We start from the raw sequence: 16,458 nt of genomic DNA on the forward strand, positions 1-16,458 counted from the left end.
GGCCCGCGTGCCGCCCGGCGGCGTCGGGCTCGTGGGACCATGCAGTGACCGGCGCACGGAGAGCGCCGCCCGATCCGACATCCCCCCAGCCCCGGAGTGCCACGTGTCCCAGAACGAGTACGAGATCAACGACGAGCGCCCTGCGCCCCGCAAGCGGCACACGGGCCGCAACATCCTGCTGGTGCTGCTCGGGCTGGTCCTGGTGGTGGCGGTGGCCGCGGGACTGTTCGTGTGGAACATCGGGCGCAACTTCGAGAAGGGCGCCAACAACCTGGAGTCCGCGTTCCCCGAGGAGTCCAGCCGCCCGGCCAAAGGCTCCAAGGAGGACAGCGGCACCACGGTGCTGCTGCTGGGCTCGGACAAGCGCCCCCAGGGCCAGGACCCGGACGTCACCGGTTCCCGTGCGGACTCCATCATGCTGCTGCACATCCCCGAGGACGGGGGCCAGATGTACGTGATGTCGATCATGCGTGACACGTGGGTCGACATCCCCGGGGTGGGTGAGGCCAAGATCAACGCGGCCCTGGACCAGGGCGGCATGCCGAAGATGGTGAGCACCATCGAGGAGAACTTCGACACCCGCGTGGACGAGGTGGCCATGGTGGACTTCGCCGGTTTCGAGGGGCTCACCGACGCCCTCGGCGGCGTGACGGTGGACGTGCCCATCGCCTTCACGGCGCAGGGCGGGCAGCACTTCGAGGCCGGGCCCCAGAAGATGAACGGAGAGCAGGCCCTCGCGTTCGTGCGCGAGCGCTACGCGTTCCAGGACGGCGACTACCAGCGGGTGCGCGACCAGCGAGCCTACCTGCAGGCCATGCTCAACGAGCTGGTGAGCGCGGGGACCCTGACGAACCCGGTGAAGCTGAACCAGGTGGTCAAGCAGATCTCCCCGTACCTCACGGTCAGCGACGGTCTCACCGCGGGCTGGATCGCGCAGCAGGCCCCCAAGCTCGTGGGTCTGGGCAGCGGCGACATCCACATGTTCACGGTGCCCAACAAGGGTGTGGGGACCTCCGCGGACGGGCAGTCGATCATCGTGGCGGACCAGGATGCCATGAAGCAGATCGGCAAGGCCATCTCGGACGGGACCCTGGACCAGTACGCGCAGTCCGTGGGCACGCAGGGCCAGTGACGCACCGGCGCCCGGGTGGGACACCGCCCGGGCGCCGTCCTCGCCCCCCCCCGCAGGTAACCGCCCTCAGGTCCGCTCCCGGCCCCGCCTGCTTCCAGCTCTGCCCCCATCCCACGTTCCTTCCCACCTCGTGACCCCCCACGCGAGAGGCCCATGAACACCTCAGCCCCCATGCGAGAGGCCCAGGACGCGTCCGGACCCCCGCTGAACGTCCTGCTCCTGACCAGTTCCTACTGGCCCGAGCACTCCCCGCCGCAGCGCCGGTGGTCCTCCCTGGTCAGCCACCTGAGGGAGCGGGGCTGGCGCGTGTCCGTGGTGTGCCCCGTGGCGCACTACGGTCCCGGCCCGGACTTCTCCGCGAGCACGCGGGGGCGCCCGTGGCGGCGCCAGCCTGGGTTCCTGGGGGAGCGCATCCACCGTGTCCCGTACCTGTTCGTGGGTGACCACCGGGCGGGGAAGCTGCTGGACCAGCTGGTGAGCGCCGCGGGCTCGGCCCTGCTGGGGTGCTTCACGGGGCCCCAGGACGTGGTGGTGGTCACCGCACCGTCCCTGCCACTGCTGGCCTCGGCTCTGCTGGTGGCGCGGGTGAAGGGGATCCCGCTGGTCGTGGAGATGCGAGACGCGTGGCCGAACCTCGCCCACGACGCGTCCCTGGTGCGCGGCGGCTCCCGGTCCCTGGTCAACTGGGCGGTGGTCCACGTGCAGAACCGTGCGGACCTGGTGGTCACGGTGACCCAGGGCTTCGCCCGGACCCTGCGGCGTCGTGGTGTGCGCCACGTGGTGACGGTGCGCAACGGGATCCTGCTGGAGCGCACGCCCCAGCTGCCCCCGCCACCGCCGCGGCGGGAGCGGCTGCGCGTGCTGTACCTGGGCAACCACGGCGAGTCCCAGTCCCTGGACCGGCTGATCCGCGCGGCCCACCTGGCGGGGGACGCCGTGGAACTGACCATGGTGGGTCACGGCAGCCAGAAACCCGCCCTGCAACGTCTGGCCGTGACCCTCGGGGCGGACGTGCGCTTCCTGCCCCCGGAGTACCGGGAGCACGTGTTCGACCGCTACCGGGAGGCGGACACCGTGGTGATCTCCCTGCGCGACGACTGGAAGTCCTTCGAGGACACCATCCCGTCCAAGACCTACGAGGTGCTCGCGGTGGGCCGTCACATCACGGCCGTGGTGCGGGGAGAGGCCGCCCACGTGCTCACCGAGGCGGGGGAGGGGGACATCGTCCCGGCGGACCCCGCCGCGATCGCCGCACTGTGGACGCGGCTCGCCCGGGACCGCTCGCGGCTGCTCACCACCGGCTCCGGACGGGCGTGGGTGGCGCACAACGCGGACTACGCGGACCTCGCGGTGCAGTACGACCAGCACCTGCGCGCCACCGTGCGGGAGCACTCACGGGCCCGCGGGGTGGGGCTGCTGCCGCGCACCGCGCGATTCGCACAAGCCGTCTCCCGCAGCTGGCGCCCCCACCAGGACCCCGCGTGACGCGCCGGGCCCCGGCCACCGTCCGCCGCGCGCGGGAGATCGCCGTGAACCTGTGGCTCACCGCCGCCACGGTGGTCCACCACGTAGGTGAGGACCCCGTGGTGTTCTGCCTGCAGCTCTCCCGCCGGCTGCCGCGCCGCTGGGTGGTCCCGGCCGCGCGCCTCGTGTCCCGGCTGCCGGGCGGGCGGGCGGTCCCGGCACGCGCGACCGCCCTGCACGTGCTCGGCCGGGACGACGCCGCCCGCGCCCTGCTGCACGACGCGCCCGCGGCGTGGCCCCCCGCGGCCCGGCGCAGAGCGGCGGAGGTGGCCCTGGCCACCGGGGACCCCGGTCTCGCCGAGACCCTGCTGGAGCCGCTGCCCCGCGGATCCCGCGGCGCGGCCGCCACCCGCGCCCGGCTCGCCTGGCACCGCGGCGACGTGGACGGCGCCGTCGAGGCCCTGCGGCACGCCGAGCACGCCGGAACCGCCACCCGCGGCGAGCGCGCGCTCCACCTGCGCCTGAGCGCCGAACGGGACCTGCTGGGGGACTTCACCCCCCACCTGGACCCCGTCCCCGGCTACCAGCCCCGCGAGCGCACCCTCCTCTACGCCGTGACCAACTCCCTGCCCCACACCGGCAGCGGCTACGCCCAGCGCACCCACTCCTGCGCCACGGCCCTGCGGGACCGCGGCTGGGACGTCCACGCCGCCACCCGCCCCGGCTACCCCGTGCAGGTCGGCAGGAGCCTCGCTCACCACACCGACACCGTGGACGGGATCCCCTACCACCGCATCCTCCCCGCCCACCTGGCACCCACCGCCACCGGACGCGTCCAGCAGCACGCCGAGGCCCTGCTGCGCCTCGCCCTGCAGATCCGCCCCGCCGTGCTGCACACCACCAGCCACCACGTCAACGCGCTCGCCGTGCGGGCCGTGGCCGAGGCCATCGGGATCCCGTGGGTCTACGAGGTGCGCGGTCTGCTCGCGGACACCTGGGCCGCGACCCGCGGACCCGAGGCCCTCGCCTCCGCCCGCTACGAACGATTCCAGCGCCGCGAGGCCCAGGCCGTGGCCGCCGCGGACCGCACCGTGACCCTCGGAACCGCCATGGCCGAGCGCATCACCGCACTCACCGCGGCCCTCGGCCCCGAGGCCCCACCCCCGCGCGTGGACCTCGCCCCCAACGGCGTGGGACGCGACTACCTGCGCGCCGTGCCTACCCGCCACGACGCCCGCGCCGCACTCGGACTGGACCCCCACCACCTGATCATCGGCACCGTCAGCTCCCTCGTGGACTACGAGGGCCTCGACGACCTCCTGCGCGCCGCCGCGCTGCTCGCCCCCTCCCTGCCCGCCCTGCGCGTGCGCATCACCGGCGACGGCGTGGCCCGCCCCGCACTCGAACGCCTCGCCCGGGACCTCGGCCTCACCGCGACCGTCACCTTCACCGGCCGCGTGGACCGCGCCCACGCCCCCGTCCACGCCGCGGCCCTCGACATCTTCCTCATCCCCCGCAAGGACCGCACCGTCACACGCACCGTCACCCCCCTGAAACCCGTCGAGGCCATGGCCGCGGGCGCCACCGTGATCGCCAGCGACCTCCCGGCGCTGCGCGAGTCCGTCCACCACGAGCACACCGGCTTACTCACACCCCCCCGAGGACCCCGCCGCGCTCGCGGCCGCCGTGCGTCGTCTGGCCTCCCGCCCCGACGACGCCGCCCGGCTGGCCCGCGCGGGCCGGCAGTGGGCACGCACGCACCGCACCTGGGACGCCGTGGCCCGCGAGGCGGACGCGCGGTACTGTGATCTGGTTCATTCCATCCCCCACACGGCCCACACCCGCGAGGAGAACTCCGCATGACCACCAGTGCCGCCGCGACGCCGGGCTCGTGGGCCTCCCCGCAGGACGGAGGCCCTCCCCGCACGCAGCCGCGCCCGAGCCACGTGGTGGACTTCGACCCCTCGACCATGCAGGCGGTGGGGGCGCGCCCCCCGCTGGGCGACTACCTCCGGGACCTGTGGGGATCGCGCCACTTCATCTGGTACGACGCCCGGGTGCGCCTGGCCGTGAGCCAGGACCACACCCTGCTGGGCAAGGCGTGGATCGTGCTCAACCCCGTGCTGCTGGGGCTCACGTTCTACCTGATCTTCGGGCTGCTGCTGCGCACGGGGCAGGGCATCGACAACTTCGTGGCGTTCATCGTGCTGGGCCTGACCATGTTCACGTACAGCACCCGCTCGGTGGTGTCGGCGGCGCGGTCCATGGCGTCCGGCAAGGCCCTGGTGCGAGGGTTCATGTTCCCGCGTGCGGCGCTGACCCTGTCCATCGTGGTCCGCGACGCCCTCACCCAGCTCTACGCCGTGGCCGCGATCCTGGTGTTCCTGCTGATCGTCCCTCCGTTGGAGCCCGTCTCCTGGACCTGGCTGCTCCTGCTACCCGTGATCGCGCTGCAGACCGTGTTCAACTGGGGTCTGGGAATGCTCCTGGCCCCCGCGGTGCACAGGATCCCCGACCTCGCCAACGTGCTCTCGTTCGCCATGCGGCTGTGGCTCTACGCGTCGGGGATCTTCTACGACCCCTCGCGCTTCGTGGACGACCCCCGGGTGCTCGCGCTGTTCCACGCCAACCCGCTCTACCAGGTGCTGTCCATGAGCCGCGACCTGGTGCTGCGCGCACAGCTGCCCCACTGGTCCTCGTGGGCCGTGCTCGGGGGCGCTGCCGTGGTCCTGCTGGAGGTGGGATTCCTGGTCTTCTGGTGGAACGAGGAGAGCTACGCCGATGAACGCTGAGAGCACCCGACCGGCCCACGCCGCGGCCCCGTCCGCGGAGCTCGCCGCCCGCCCACGACGACGCGGCCGTCGCCGTGCGGGGGCACCGTCGCCGATGCCGTGGAGCCGGGCCGTGACGGGCCGGGCCGGGCAGGATGCGAACGAAGCTGTGGGCCCCGGCCCCGCCGTGGTGGTGGACCGCGTGAGCATGGTCTACACCGTGACCTCCACCGGGGGAGGCGAGGAGGTCCCGGTGGCCGCGCCCGTGCGGTGGGCCAGACGAGCCCTGGGGCGGCCTCCCGTGGTGCGCAACCGCGCTCTCAAGGACGTGACGCTCGCGGTGCAGCAGGGCGAGTTCGTGGGGTTCATCGGGCGCAATGGCTCCGGCAAGTCCACGCTGATGAACGTGGTGGCCGGTCAGATGAACCCGACGTCCGGGCGGGTGCACGCCACCGGCACCCCCGTGAAGCTGGGGGTCAACGTGTCCCTGGTGCCGGCGCTGTCCGGGGAGAAGAACATCCGGCTCGGCTGCCTCGCGCAGGGCATGGACCCCCGGAGGGTGGACGAGATCCTGCCCGAGCTGGTGGAGATCGCCGCCCTCGGCAAGGCCATCCACTGGCCCATGAAGGCCTACTCCTCCGGGATGGCGGCCCGGCTGCGGTTCGCGGTGGCCACGGCCACGGACCCGCACATCCTCATCCTGGACGAGGCCCTGTCCACCGGGGACGCCCAGTTCCGGGACCGTGGCCAGGCGCGCATGGCGCAGATCCGGGAGCAGGCCGGCTGCGTGCTGTTCGTGTCCCACTCCATGGCGGAGGTGCGGCAGATGTGCACCCGTGTGGTGTGGCTGGACCAGGGGGACCTGGTCATGGACGGGGACCCGGAGCTCGTCACACGGGAGTACGAGGCGTTCGTGAAGGAGCTCGCGGCCGGGAACAACGGGGCTGCGCAACGGATGAGGCAGCGGCTCATGACCGAGCTGGTGCGCACCGAGCTGCGCGAGGTGCACGCGTGAGCGCCCGGGGACCCGTGGGGCAGCTGCGGACCCAGCTGTGGCACCTGCGCCACGGCGGGGTGGCCCAGTGGCGGACGTACCGACGGCGGGCGGCACTGCCGTCCGGGACGGCCGCGAGCGCCGTCGTCAACCCTGCCCCCGAGGTGACGGCCCCGGGGAAACCGGGCAGGGCCACGGTGTCCTTCACGCCGCAGGTGTGGCCCGAGCGCGGCCCCGTGCGCGAGGACGTGACGGCCGCGGTGATCCTGGACGACTTCTCCCTGCGGGCGCTGCAGTACGAGTGGAACCAGGTGGAGCTCACGCGGACGAACTGGCGCGCGGAGCTGGCCGCCCACCCCGTGGACCTGCTGTTCGTGGAGTCCGCGTGGCACGGCAACCACGACGAGTGGCAGTACCAGTTGACGGGCACCTCCGGTGTCAAGCAGCCCGTGAGGGATCTCGTGGCCCACTGCCGCGAGCAGGGGATTCCCACCGTGTTCTGGAACAAGGAGGACCCGCCGCACTACGAGGACTTCCTGGAGTGCGCGCGGCTGTTCGACGTCGTGCTCACCACGGACGTGGACAGGGTGCCGCACTACCACCGGGACCTCGGCCACGAGCGTGTGGGGGTGCTGCCGTTCGCCGCGCAGCCGGCCGTGCACAATCCGGTACGCCCCGGCACCGGGTTCCACACCCGGGACGTGGCGTTCGGGGGCATGTACTTCGCCCACAAGTTCCCGGAGCGCCGCGCGCAGATGGACCTGCTGCTCGGCGGCGCGCACGACGTGTCGCCCAAGCTGGCCACGGGGCTGGAGATCTTCTCCCGGTACCTCGGCCACGACGAGCGCTACCAGTTCCCCGCGCCGCTGGACGCCCACGTGGTGGGGTCCCTGGACTACGAGCAGATGCTCACCGCGTACCGCGCCTACCGGGTGTTCCTCAACGTGAACTCGGTGGTGGACTCGCCGTCCATGTGCGCGCGGCGGATCTTCGAGATCACCGCGTGCGGCACGGCGGTGGTGTCCACACCGTCCGAGGCGGTGCGCCGCTTCTTCACGCAGGACCAGCTCAGCGTCGTCTCCGACCGGGAGCACGCCGCTGACGTGGTCCGCGCGCTCGTGCGCAGCCCCGAGCTCGCGGACCGCACGGTGCACCGGGCGCAGCGGGAGATCTGGTCCAGGCACACCTACACCCACCGGGTGGAGACGGTCCTGGAACTCGCGGCCCCGCACCTGGCCCGTGCCCGGGTGCGTCCCACCGTCACCGCCCTGCTGTGCACCAACCGCCCGCAGCGCGTGGCCCAGGCGCTGCAGGGGATCGCCGCCCAGCAGGACGTGGACCTGGACGTGGTGCTCGTGGCCCACGGCTTCGACCCCGCGACCCCCACCGTGGCCAAGGCCGTGCGAGCGTGTCCGCTGCAGGTGACCACCGTGGCCGCGGACGCCTCGCTCACGCTGGGGGAGTGCCTCAACCTGGCGGTGGAGCACGCCACCGGGGACGTGCTGTCCAAGATGGACGACGACGACTACTACGCCCCGCGCTACCTCGCGGACCTGCTGGACGCCCTGTCCTACGCGGACGCGGACGTGGTGGGCAAGCAGGCCCACTACATGCGGGTGGAGTCCCAGGACGCCACGCTGCTGCGCTTCCCCCATCGCGAGCACCGGTACACGGACTTCGTCATGGGGCCCACCATCACCGGCCGCCGGGAGGTCTTCCACCAGATCCCCTTCCAGCGGCGCAGCACGGGGGAGGACACGTCCTTCCTCGCCGCCGTGCGCGAGGCGGGGTACACCATCTACTCCGCGGACCGCTTCAACTTCCTCCAGTTCCGGGGCACGCACGGCCACACGTGGCAGGTGTCCGACGCCGCCGCGCTGGCTACCGGGGACGTGGTCCTTTTCGGGGACGGCCGGGCCCACGTGACGGTATGATCCTGGGAGGAACCAGGTATTTGCAATGGAAAAAACCAAGGCGGCCGTCCTGGGCGGGCCGTCGAACGCGTGAGGTGCACACATGAGTGAGTCGTTGGAAGTCGTGTTCGTGGGGCTGGGCTACATCGGTCTTCCCACCGCCGTGGTGATGGCGAACCACGGTGTGCGGGTCCACGGAGTGGACGTCAACGCCTCCGCGGTGGAGCGCATCCAGCGCGGTGAGGTGACCATCGTGGAGCCCGGGCTGGAGGAGCAGCTGAAGAAGGCCGTGGACAGCGGCCAGCTCACCGCCACCACCGAGATGCAGCACGGGGACGCGTTCGTGATCGCCGTGCCCACGCCGTTCAAGGAGAACTACGAGGGCGACCTGTCCTACATCATGTCCGCGGCGGAGTCGATCGCCCCGCAGCTGCGTGGCGACGAGACCGTGATCCTGGAGTCCACCTCCCCGCCGCGCACCACCCAGAAGCTCGCGGCCAAGGTCATGGAGCTGCGCCCGGACCTCTCCCTGGGCGGGGAGGACGGCAAGCCCGTGGTGCACTTCGCCTACTGCCCCGAGCGCATCCTGCCGGGCAAGGCGCTCGAGGAGCTGATCTCCAACGACCGCATCATCGGCGGCAGCACCCCCGAGGCCGCGCGCCGCGCCAAGGAGGTCTATGCGTCTTTCTGCCAGGGTGAACTGCTCGCCACGGACGACGTCACGGCGGAGTTGTCCAAGCTCACGGAGAACTCATTCCGGGACGTGAACATCGCATTCGCGAACGAGCTGTCCCTGATCGCGGACACGTTGGGTATCGACGTGTGGGAGCTCATCGAGCTGGCCAACCACCACCCGCGCGTGAACATCTTGCAGCCGGGCCCCGGCGTGGGCGGGCACTGCATCGCGGTGGACCCGTGGTTCATCGTGGCCGCGGACCGGGAGAACTCACGCCTGATCCGCACCGCCCGCGAGGTCAACGACGGGAAGCCGAAGTGGGTCATCTCCAAGGTGGAGGAGGCCTGCTCCCACGTGGAGTCCCCGGTGATCGCAGCCCTGGGCCTCGCGTTCAAGGCCAACATCGACGACCTGCGTGAATCCCCGGCCATGAACATCACCAAGGACCTGGCCGAGCACGTGAGCCACGCGACGGTCCTGGCGGTGGAGCCTAACGTCTCCGAGCTGCCCAAGGGCCTGCAGGGCCTGACCAACGTGGAGTTCGCGGACTACCAGGACGCCATCGAGCGCGCGGACGTGATCCTGCTGCTCGTGGACCACGACGAGTTCAAGACCCTGCCGGCCACCGCGCTCAAGGGCAAGGCCGTGGTAGACACGAAGGGGCTGTGGCGGTGAGAGCGGCAGAAGCTCGTGATGTGCGTTCCCGCCTGGCAAGACCTTCACGGACGGGTTCGGAACCATGCTCCGGCCGGGGTTCGGAGTAACGCGGGAAGTCGATTCATGACCACGGCGAAGAGTGGCCGTTCCACGGCTCCAGAGACGGCCCCCGATCCCTCATGAGCGCCGGATCACGGTTATCCCGCGAATGTCGTTGGGACTGGGCTGGGGCGGGCAGCTAGGACGCGCTCCCCGCAGAAGAATTCACGAATCCACCCACCGGTCAACCACAGAAGAGACATCACATGCCTGGACTCCCTACCGGCAACACCGTCAGTGTCCCTCCTGAGGGCGCGACGGCGGCCATAACTGCCAGCTTGATAGAACAGTCGGCGACCATTGCCAAGCTGTCCGCCGAATTGGTGGCAAGCTACAAGAAGGAACTCGCCTTTTTCGGGGCCCTCGAGTCCCGGGACCGAGCAATGAAAGATCTGGACAACTCCCGCCTCAAGAAGATCTGGTGGCTGGAGGCGGAGCTACGGAAAGAACGTGATCGATCGCGACAGCTGACCGCCGATCTGGAGAAGCTAAGGGGCACTCGAATGGTCAGATGGCAGCGCAAGCTGTGGGGCGCACGGACGAAGTTGCGGTCATGGCGATGAATGCGGATGAGATTTCCAAGAGGCGCGTGAATGTCAAGGCTCGCATAGCTCAGCTCCGAAGCGAGGAGAAACAGGCACGCGCAGACAAGCACTGGTACAGCTCGAGAGCCTTCCAACGGCAGGTTCAGAACAACCGGTCAGATCGGTTGCAGCCTGTGCTTTCGCCCGAGCAGTATCGGCAGTGGCTCGGAGGCAATCAGCGACGCGCGCAGGTGGAAGACCTTCTCGCTGCCGTGAACGATCTTCCGAGCACGGCCGGGACTCGAGTCCTTACACCGCATCCTGCCCGGGTGGCCATGGTTGCAGACACATTTCTCTACGAGACTTACGAGGGAGCCGCCCGCGTCAGTTACGTGACTCCCGACAATTTTCGGGACCTCGCTCGCGATGTCGATGTACTGATTGTCACCTCCACATGGCGTGGTCGTTTCGACGAGTGGCACAGCATCTTCGCCCCTGCGGGCCTGCTGCGCTCAGAGGTCATCCCGGCCTTCCGGTCCCACGGGGTCCCCGTGGTGTTTTACTCGAAGGAAGATCCGCCGAACTACGGACGGTTCCGGTCGCTCGCAACGGAAGCAGACGCCGTGTTTACGTCCGCCAGAGAGAAGATCAGTGACTACGCGGCGGCCTGCCCTAGGGCGCAGTCCGTTGACTCCCTCACCTTCGGAGTAAACCCTCTGATTCACACACCGATTGGCTCTCGACGCCACCGCGCGCCGGAAGTCCTTTTCGCGGGTTCCTGGCTGTCGCATAAGTACGCTGCCAGGCAGAAAGCGGCTCGACGAATTTTCGATGGGGTTCTGGATGCCGGTCGGGATCTCTTGATCATTGACCGCAATGCGGCCCTGGGCGATCCAAATTACTTCTACCCCCGGGAGTACATGGACCATGTGGGCCCAGGTGTCGGGCACCTGGAACTCATGAAGCTGCAGCGTGCAGTGGACGTTCAGATCAATCTGAACTCGGTGCCCGATTCGGCCACGATGTACGCCAACCGTGTAGTCGAGCTGCAGGCCATGGGATCTTTCGTCCTCTCCAACTACTCGTTGGCAGTGAACGACCTCTATCCCGAGGTTCAGTTGGTCGACCGGTCGGAAGAGATTCCGCTCATCCTCGACAACATGGCGGGAGACCGGCTCTACCGCGCGCAAAACGACGGTCTTCGCCGGGTGTGGGAGCACGACACGGCGTGGCAGCGCATGCGGGAGATGCTGCTAGCTGTGGGAGCGCCTACGAGAACGCTCAGCGAACGAGTTGCTGTAGTTCCAGAACCCGACACGCTGGTGGGCGAGGCAGCCAAGGTGGCCGCGTCACAGACGGTCCACACGGCCGTTCTCGCCCCCCACGAAGTCCGCTCACGAGTTGCCGACTACGACGTCATCGTGCCCGTGTCGAACACACATGAATATAGTGCTACCCATGTGCGGGATCTCCTGAACGTTTTCAGATTCGCAGACGTGGACATCGCCGCGAAGAACGGGGAGGAGGTGGACGGTCGCATTACCAGCCGCGATGACCACGAAATCGTCGATGGCGCTCTCAGTAGCGCGAGGGCGGCATTGCGCACCGACGCGGCGGGGGGAGTGCTCGAGACCTGGCTCACCACCGGCCGGGCAGCAGGACGGACATACAGCACCGCGCCGTTCGGAGCGGGCCGCAGATCTGCCGAGAGCATTAGCCTGTCCACCCACAAGCCGCCTCGACTTTCCGTTGTGGTACCCGTCTTCAACAACGGTAAACATCTTGTGTCCAAATGCTTCCGCTCACTGGAGCGGTCCACAATTTTCGACGAGATGGAGATTCTCCTCATCGACGACGGCTCGACGGACCGCGAAACGGTGCAAACCGTTCGAGAACTCGATGCCCGCCACCCCAACGTGCGTACCCATCTTTTTGAAACAGGCGGATCTGGGAGCGCATCCAGACCCCGCAATGAAGGTCTCAAGCTCGCATCTGCTCCCTACATCACGTATCTCGACCCCGATAACGAGGCGCTCAACGACGGGTATCGAACGCTGCTGGATACCGTGGGCAGTCTTCGCGTTCAGTTCGCGATCGGCGACATGGTGAAGCTCGCGGCCACGCGCCGGTACGTTTCCAACACCAAGCTCCTTGAGCAACATCTGCCCGCGGACCCGACGGGCGGGCTCCAGGTACCGGACGACGCGTTGGAACGCATCAAGTTCCAGCCCATGAGTATTCAGGCACTGGTGGCGGACACGGAATGGCTTCGATCCATCGGGCTGTACCAACCCGTAGGCGCCCTGGGCCAGGATTCGCTGGCGTTCCAGCAGATGCTCTACGGCGCGCGGCGTATTGCCACGGTTCGGCGGCCCATTCATGTCTATTATGGCGCGGTGTCGAACTCCATGATCAATACGGTGGGCCCGGGATTCTATAAAAAATACCTCGTTTTGGAGGAATACCGCAAGACGTGGCTGGAGTCCGCGGGGTTGCTGGAGACTTACTCTACTTTGCGAGCAGATCCGTTCTTCCGAGGGTGGCTTGTGGCCAAGTTCAATCAGTTTGTGTCGCAGGAGGACAAACCAGAAGCGCGAGAGTACCTAGATGCACTGTGTGCGATCTACGGCGTCACCCTGGAACCCGCCGATCCTGACCTGCCGGACTCACCGTTGCAGGTCCGCATGCGACAAACCGCGTAACGGTTTCCTGCTTCTCGCCGACCGCACGGAGGCCGCAGCGACACCATAGCCCTGCCGCCCGGGTCTGTTGTGCGTCACCATAGGCCTTGTATCCCCGTATTTTCTGGGGCTTCATCGAACCGCGTGTCAATGGACTGGGGCGGTACCCGAGTCGGTGAGTGCAGCCAAGGGAGTGTGAGATTTTTGGGGAGAGGGTTGTGGCCAGCGACGGGATCCCGGTAAGCGATCGCGCGAACCATGTCCCTGAATTCGGGGTGGTTGAGCATGAACTGGCCCATGATACGGGCGTCGACTTCTCTGTCGTGGTTGGAATCGAGGTTCACAAGGTAGTCCACGGTACGGGGTCCGCGTCCCGATGCGAGATTGTTCAAGATGTTGGTACGCCGTGGGTTGCGGGACCTTATGGTAGCGGGCAGTGCGTTGTCGAACCTTGCCGCCCGAAGTGCGTTGACACCTCCCGCCATCCACCGGGTCCAGTCGAACTGCGCGTTGTTGATGATTACTCTGCACCCGTTGTCAGAGGCGGCCATGCCAAGTGAGAGGAACCCTCCTGCCGAAGACCCGTAGTAGAGTCGGCCGGCGCCACTCACGACCCCGAGCCGTCTACTCACCGCGCGCACTACAGCCGCCATGTCCGGGACGACCCAGTGGCGTGCGGAAATCTGGCCCCATGCAAGGGGGAGGGCCCCTGGGCCAACCGTCCCGGGATCGCAGACGTAGATCAAGTGGCCCTGAATCTCGGTGTGCCATGAGGAGCGCTGGAACACGGGTTCTCCACCCGACCTCTCGAGGTCGACGGCCCCATTGCTGAGAATCACCGTTCGCGCAGCCCCCGGGCGGCGTACCACGAGAAGTGGCAGCACACCGCGGTCAGTCACGACGTCGAGCCGTTGAGGTGTGTCTGCTTCCAACCGGTGAGCAGGCCAGGTCGCGATCTCCGCCGCGTCAAGTACGAACACAGAGTTGGCGGTGTCGGGCAGGTAGGTGCGATCTGAGGGGTCGATACCCACCACCACACCGCATCTGGTCGCTTCCGTTTCCTCGAACTGCACCTCGCAAATGCTTGCGCGGGTTGCCTCTGACCATGAAGCGAGTCCGGGCTTGTCACGGAGGGCGGCGACTTCGAGACGCACAACTGAGCCAGCACGCAATCCTTTGATACTCACCCGCACCGGTCTCTTGTGGGCACCACCGTCCCACCGAGCTTTCACCACGTTGTCGACGGAAATCCTGTACACCCATGTGCCCACGGAGGCGGGGTGCGCGTATTTGGTACGAACTGTGAAATACACGTTTCCCGGGGCCGGGACAGGAGCGAGACTGCGCGCCGACACAGAACCGGTTACGAAGGAATCGGGGGAGAGGAACACATCCGAACCAGGTGAATTGCAGACAACCCATCCCTCGGAGGGCGTCAGCCGAGCACGCTCCCGGTCGATTTCGATGTCCATCTACACCATCCTGGTAGGGTCACGAGCACTGCTCTGGGACCGGTCATTGATCGGCGCCGCTGGTGTCGTCATCTGGTGCAGCTCAGACGCGTTGTTCACTGTAAGCGACGACCTCCGTGTGGGAAGCCCGGTGCCAGGACTCGGCACTCATGGTCTTCAGCGCTCTGATCTTGACCCACACCTCGTCACCGCGCCGCAGATGGGCTACGTCGACCACCGACGGCAGAGCGGACAGCGCAAGGTCCTGGCAATGTACCGTTCTAGCTCCCGAGCCCACATGGAGCTCCATGTGCCCCGTAGCGCGAGCGTTCTTCCATGGACTGTGCACGACGATGCGTGCGGAGCCCCGGTCCAGCTGGAATTCCCAGCCGAAACCCACTTCACCGTCTTTCACGAAGGTCGCTTCGGTAAATGCAAGTCCTGAACCACTTGCATTTACTGGGTGGGTCGTTCCGTCCGGGCTGCGGTAGAAGGCGCGGTTTGGCTGCCGTCCCGTGGCATCCTGGAGTAGCTGAGCTTCCTCTGCGAAAAGCTCTGCTCGGCGCGTCATGGATGGCTGGTCGTTGAGATCAAAAGAGTTGAGTACCGGATTCTCCTGGTCAATTACCTGGAAGATCGCGGCCTCGTCATATCGATCGTGAAGAGGGTAGGCCATGAAGAGATCGAGTATGCGACGGTGATTGACAGGCATCCACACGTCGAAGGCGACATCCGTTTCGTTGCTCACTTCACTCATGAAGCGCCCCATGCGGACCTCCCAGTAGGCCATGTCCTCCGGCCGGTAATCGGGTGGTAGGCGGTCGGATTCGAGACGCGCCATTTCCTCCCGGGTGGCAACGCGGCACATTTCCAGGTCCTCGGCAGAGAGGTGTCCGCGGGCGCGATCCAGCAGAAGCGCCTCGACGATCGGGTGCCAATCGGCGCCAGGCGCCACGTAGTTGTGACCCCGGGCCGTCTCCACTAGGTTGCCTCTGTAGAAGAGGGCACGTGGATTCGTGAAATTTTCAAGGTAGAGAGGAAGAAGCCATCTGCCGTGCTTGTGGATCGAGTTCCGGTCCAGAACGCCCTTGTCCAGCGTCTTGGATTTACGGGTATCGAAGTACAGAATCCTGTGCCTCAGCCCGGCGGCTGCCGCCAGGTCGGAAGATCGTACGATGTCGCGGCGGAGGATGTCATTGAACCTGCCTCGTCCTGGTGTCACATCCTTTGGTCCGTAGGTGAAAGCCTCAAATTCGTGCTCGTGTCCCTTGACGAAGGACATGAGCAGTCGCGAATCGGTCCCGGCGGTCACGGACATTATGTTCGGCCGACTCAGCTTCAGAACAGCGTCCAACTGCGCCCGCCACACCCTGCGAATTTCTGCCGAGCGCTGCTCGGCTGTCCAGCTCTTGAACGGGTTTTCATGTTGCGGAAAGAACCGCGTGGCGGTACGACTCTCCAGGTCTAGGAAGTGGTTGGGCAACAGGGCACGGATGTTCTCATCATCTGTGTGTTCCCACCTGCCTCCCAGCCTCAGGCGGGCCAAGGGATGGGTGTCCGGTGTCCCTGTGGCCATTCGAGCGAGGATGTCGTAGTGGGAGGCCACCACGCCGCGGTCCAGCCGCCAGTACACAGTACGGTTTCCATGGGCGTCGTGGTACACACGTGTGCTGCCACCGGCGTGGATGAGCACAGCGTACCGACCCCCCATGTCGTACAGCGCTCGTTCCACAAGCGAAAAACCCTTTGCCTTCACCGCAGCCGCCAGCAGTGTGCTTGCCAGGCCCTCGGTGGTCGCCCTGCCGAGTTCCGGGTTGTAGAGCAGGCCGACCCCCACGACAGCGGCCCAGTCCTCGCCCGTGACGGCAAGATCCCGGTCTGCCCACTCGTGGACGTCGAGGAGTGAGCCACCTGGCAGTTGCATCCGCTGGAATTGCGGAGCGGGAAGGTCGGGAATCCCACGCTCAACTGCCGGATGGTAGACGAAACCGCGTGGGTACAGCTCGTAGTCACTCATGGGGACCCCCGTCTTCTCTTTTTTGCGTGGCCGCAGACAGGACGAGGGCCCGTACATCCTTCCAGCGGCCATCGGGAAT

General features: G+C 67.4%; 10 protein-coding genes. 8 read left to right on the forward strand and 2 right to left on the reverse strand.

The annotated features are described in order from the left end of the window. The first annotated feature begins 103 nt into the window (after nucleotides 1-103). The 8 genes from KRH_RS06140 (at nucleotide 104) to KRH_RS06175 (ending at nucleotide 12,932) form a co-directional block, all read left to right on the forward strand. A complete protein-coding gene (locus tag KRH_RS06140; RefSeq protein WP_041297359.1) occupies nucleotides 104-1,132 on the forward strand; it encodes an LCP family protein in 1,029 nt (342 codons plus the stop codon). A gap of 153 nt (nucleotides 1,133-1,285) precedes the next feature. Beyond that, complete coding sequence (locus KRH_RS06145; RefSeq protein ID WP_226905878.1) at nucleotides 1,286-2,617, forward strand: glycosyltransferase family 4 protein; 1,332 nt, start codon at nucleotides 1,286-1,288, stop codon at nucleotides 2,615-2,617. Then, nucleotides 2,614-4,404 (forward strand): glycosyltransferase, encoded by a 1,791-nt coding sequence (locus KRH_RS12880; protein WP_012398321.1) that lies wholly within the window; start codon nucleotides 2,614-2,616, stop codon nucleotides 4,402-4,404. The genes KRH_RS06145 and KRH_RS12880 overlap by 4 nt, the downstream gene beginning before the upstream one ends. A 51-nt stretch (nucleotides 4,405-4,455) precedes the next feature. Beyond that, nucleotides 4,456-5,388 carry an ABC transporter permease gene (locus KRH_RS06155; protein WP_070105251.1) on the forward strand — a complete coding sequence of 311 codons (933 nt, stop codon included), beginning with the start codon at nucleotides 4,456-4,458 and terminating at the stop codon, nucleotides 5,386-5,388. Further along, complete coding sequence (locus tag KRH_RS06160; protein WP_226905876.1) at nucleotides 5,378-6,382, forward strand: ABC transporter ATP-binding protein; 1,005 nt, start codon at nucleotides 5,378-5,380, stop codon at nucleotides 6,380-6,382. Before KRH_RS06155 ends, KRH_RS06160 begins: the two co-directional genes overlap by 11 nt. After that, nucleotides 6,379-8,295, forward strand: coding sequence for a glycosyltransferase family protein (locus KRH_RS06165; RefSeq protein WP_012398325.1), 1,917 nt, complete (start codon nucleotides 6,379-6,381; stop codon nucleotides 8,293-8,295). Before KRH_RS06160 ends, KRH_RS06165 begins: the two co-directional genes overlap by 4 nt. Nucleotides 8,296-8,377: 82 nt before the next feature. Beyond that, entirely contained in the window at nucleotides 8,378-9,625 is a 1,248-nt protein-coding gene (gene wecC / locus KRH_RS06170) for a UDP-N-acetyl-D-mannosamine dehydrogenase (RefSeq protein WP_012398326.1), read from the forward strand. Nucleotides 9,626-10,217: 592 nt separating this feature from the next. Next, nucleotides 10,218-12,932, forward strand: coding sequence for a glycosyltransferase (locus tag KRH_RS06175; RefSeq protein WP_226905875.1), 2,715 nt, complete (start codon nucleotides 10,218-10,220; stop codon nucleotides 12,930-12,932). Between the two features lie 74 nt (nucleotides 12,933-13,006). Here the strand turns inward: KRH_RS06175 and KRH_RS12260 are convergent, their stop codons facing one another. Next, nucleotides 13,007-14,383 carry a hypothetical protein gene (locus KRH_RS12260; protein ID WP_012398329.1) on the reverse strand — a complete coding sequence of 459 codons (1,377 nt, stop codon included), beginning with the start codon at nucleotides 14,381-14,383 and terminating at the stop codon, nucleotides 13,007-13,009. Nucleotides 14,384-14,465: 82 nt separating this feature from the next. Then, nucleotides 14,466-16,379 carry a hypothetical protein gene (locus KRH_RS06180; protein ID WP_041297360.1) on the reverse strand — a complete coding sequence of 638 codons (1,914 nt, stop codon included), beginning with the start codon at nucleotides 16,377-16,379 and terminating at the stop codon, nucleotides 14,466-14,468. Nucleotides 16,380-16,458 lie beyond the last annotated feature (79 nt).

It is taken from the genome of Kocuria rhizophila DC2201 (assembly GCF_000010285.1).
Taxonomy (GTDB): Bacteria; Actinomycetota; Actinomycetes; order Actinomycetales; family Micrococcaceae; genus Kocuria; species Kocuria rhizophila_A.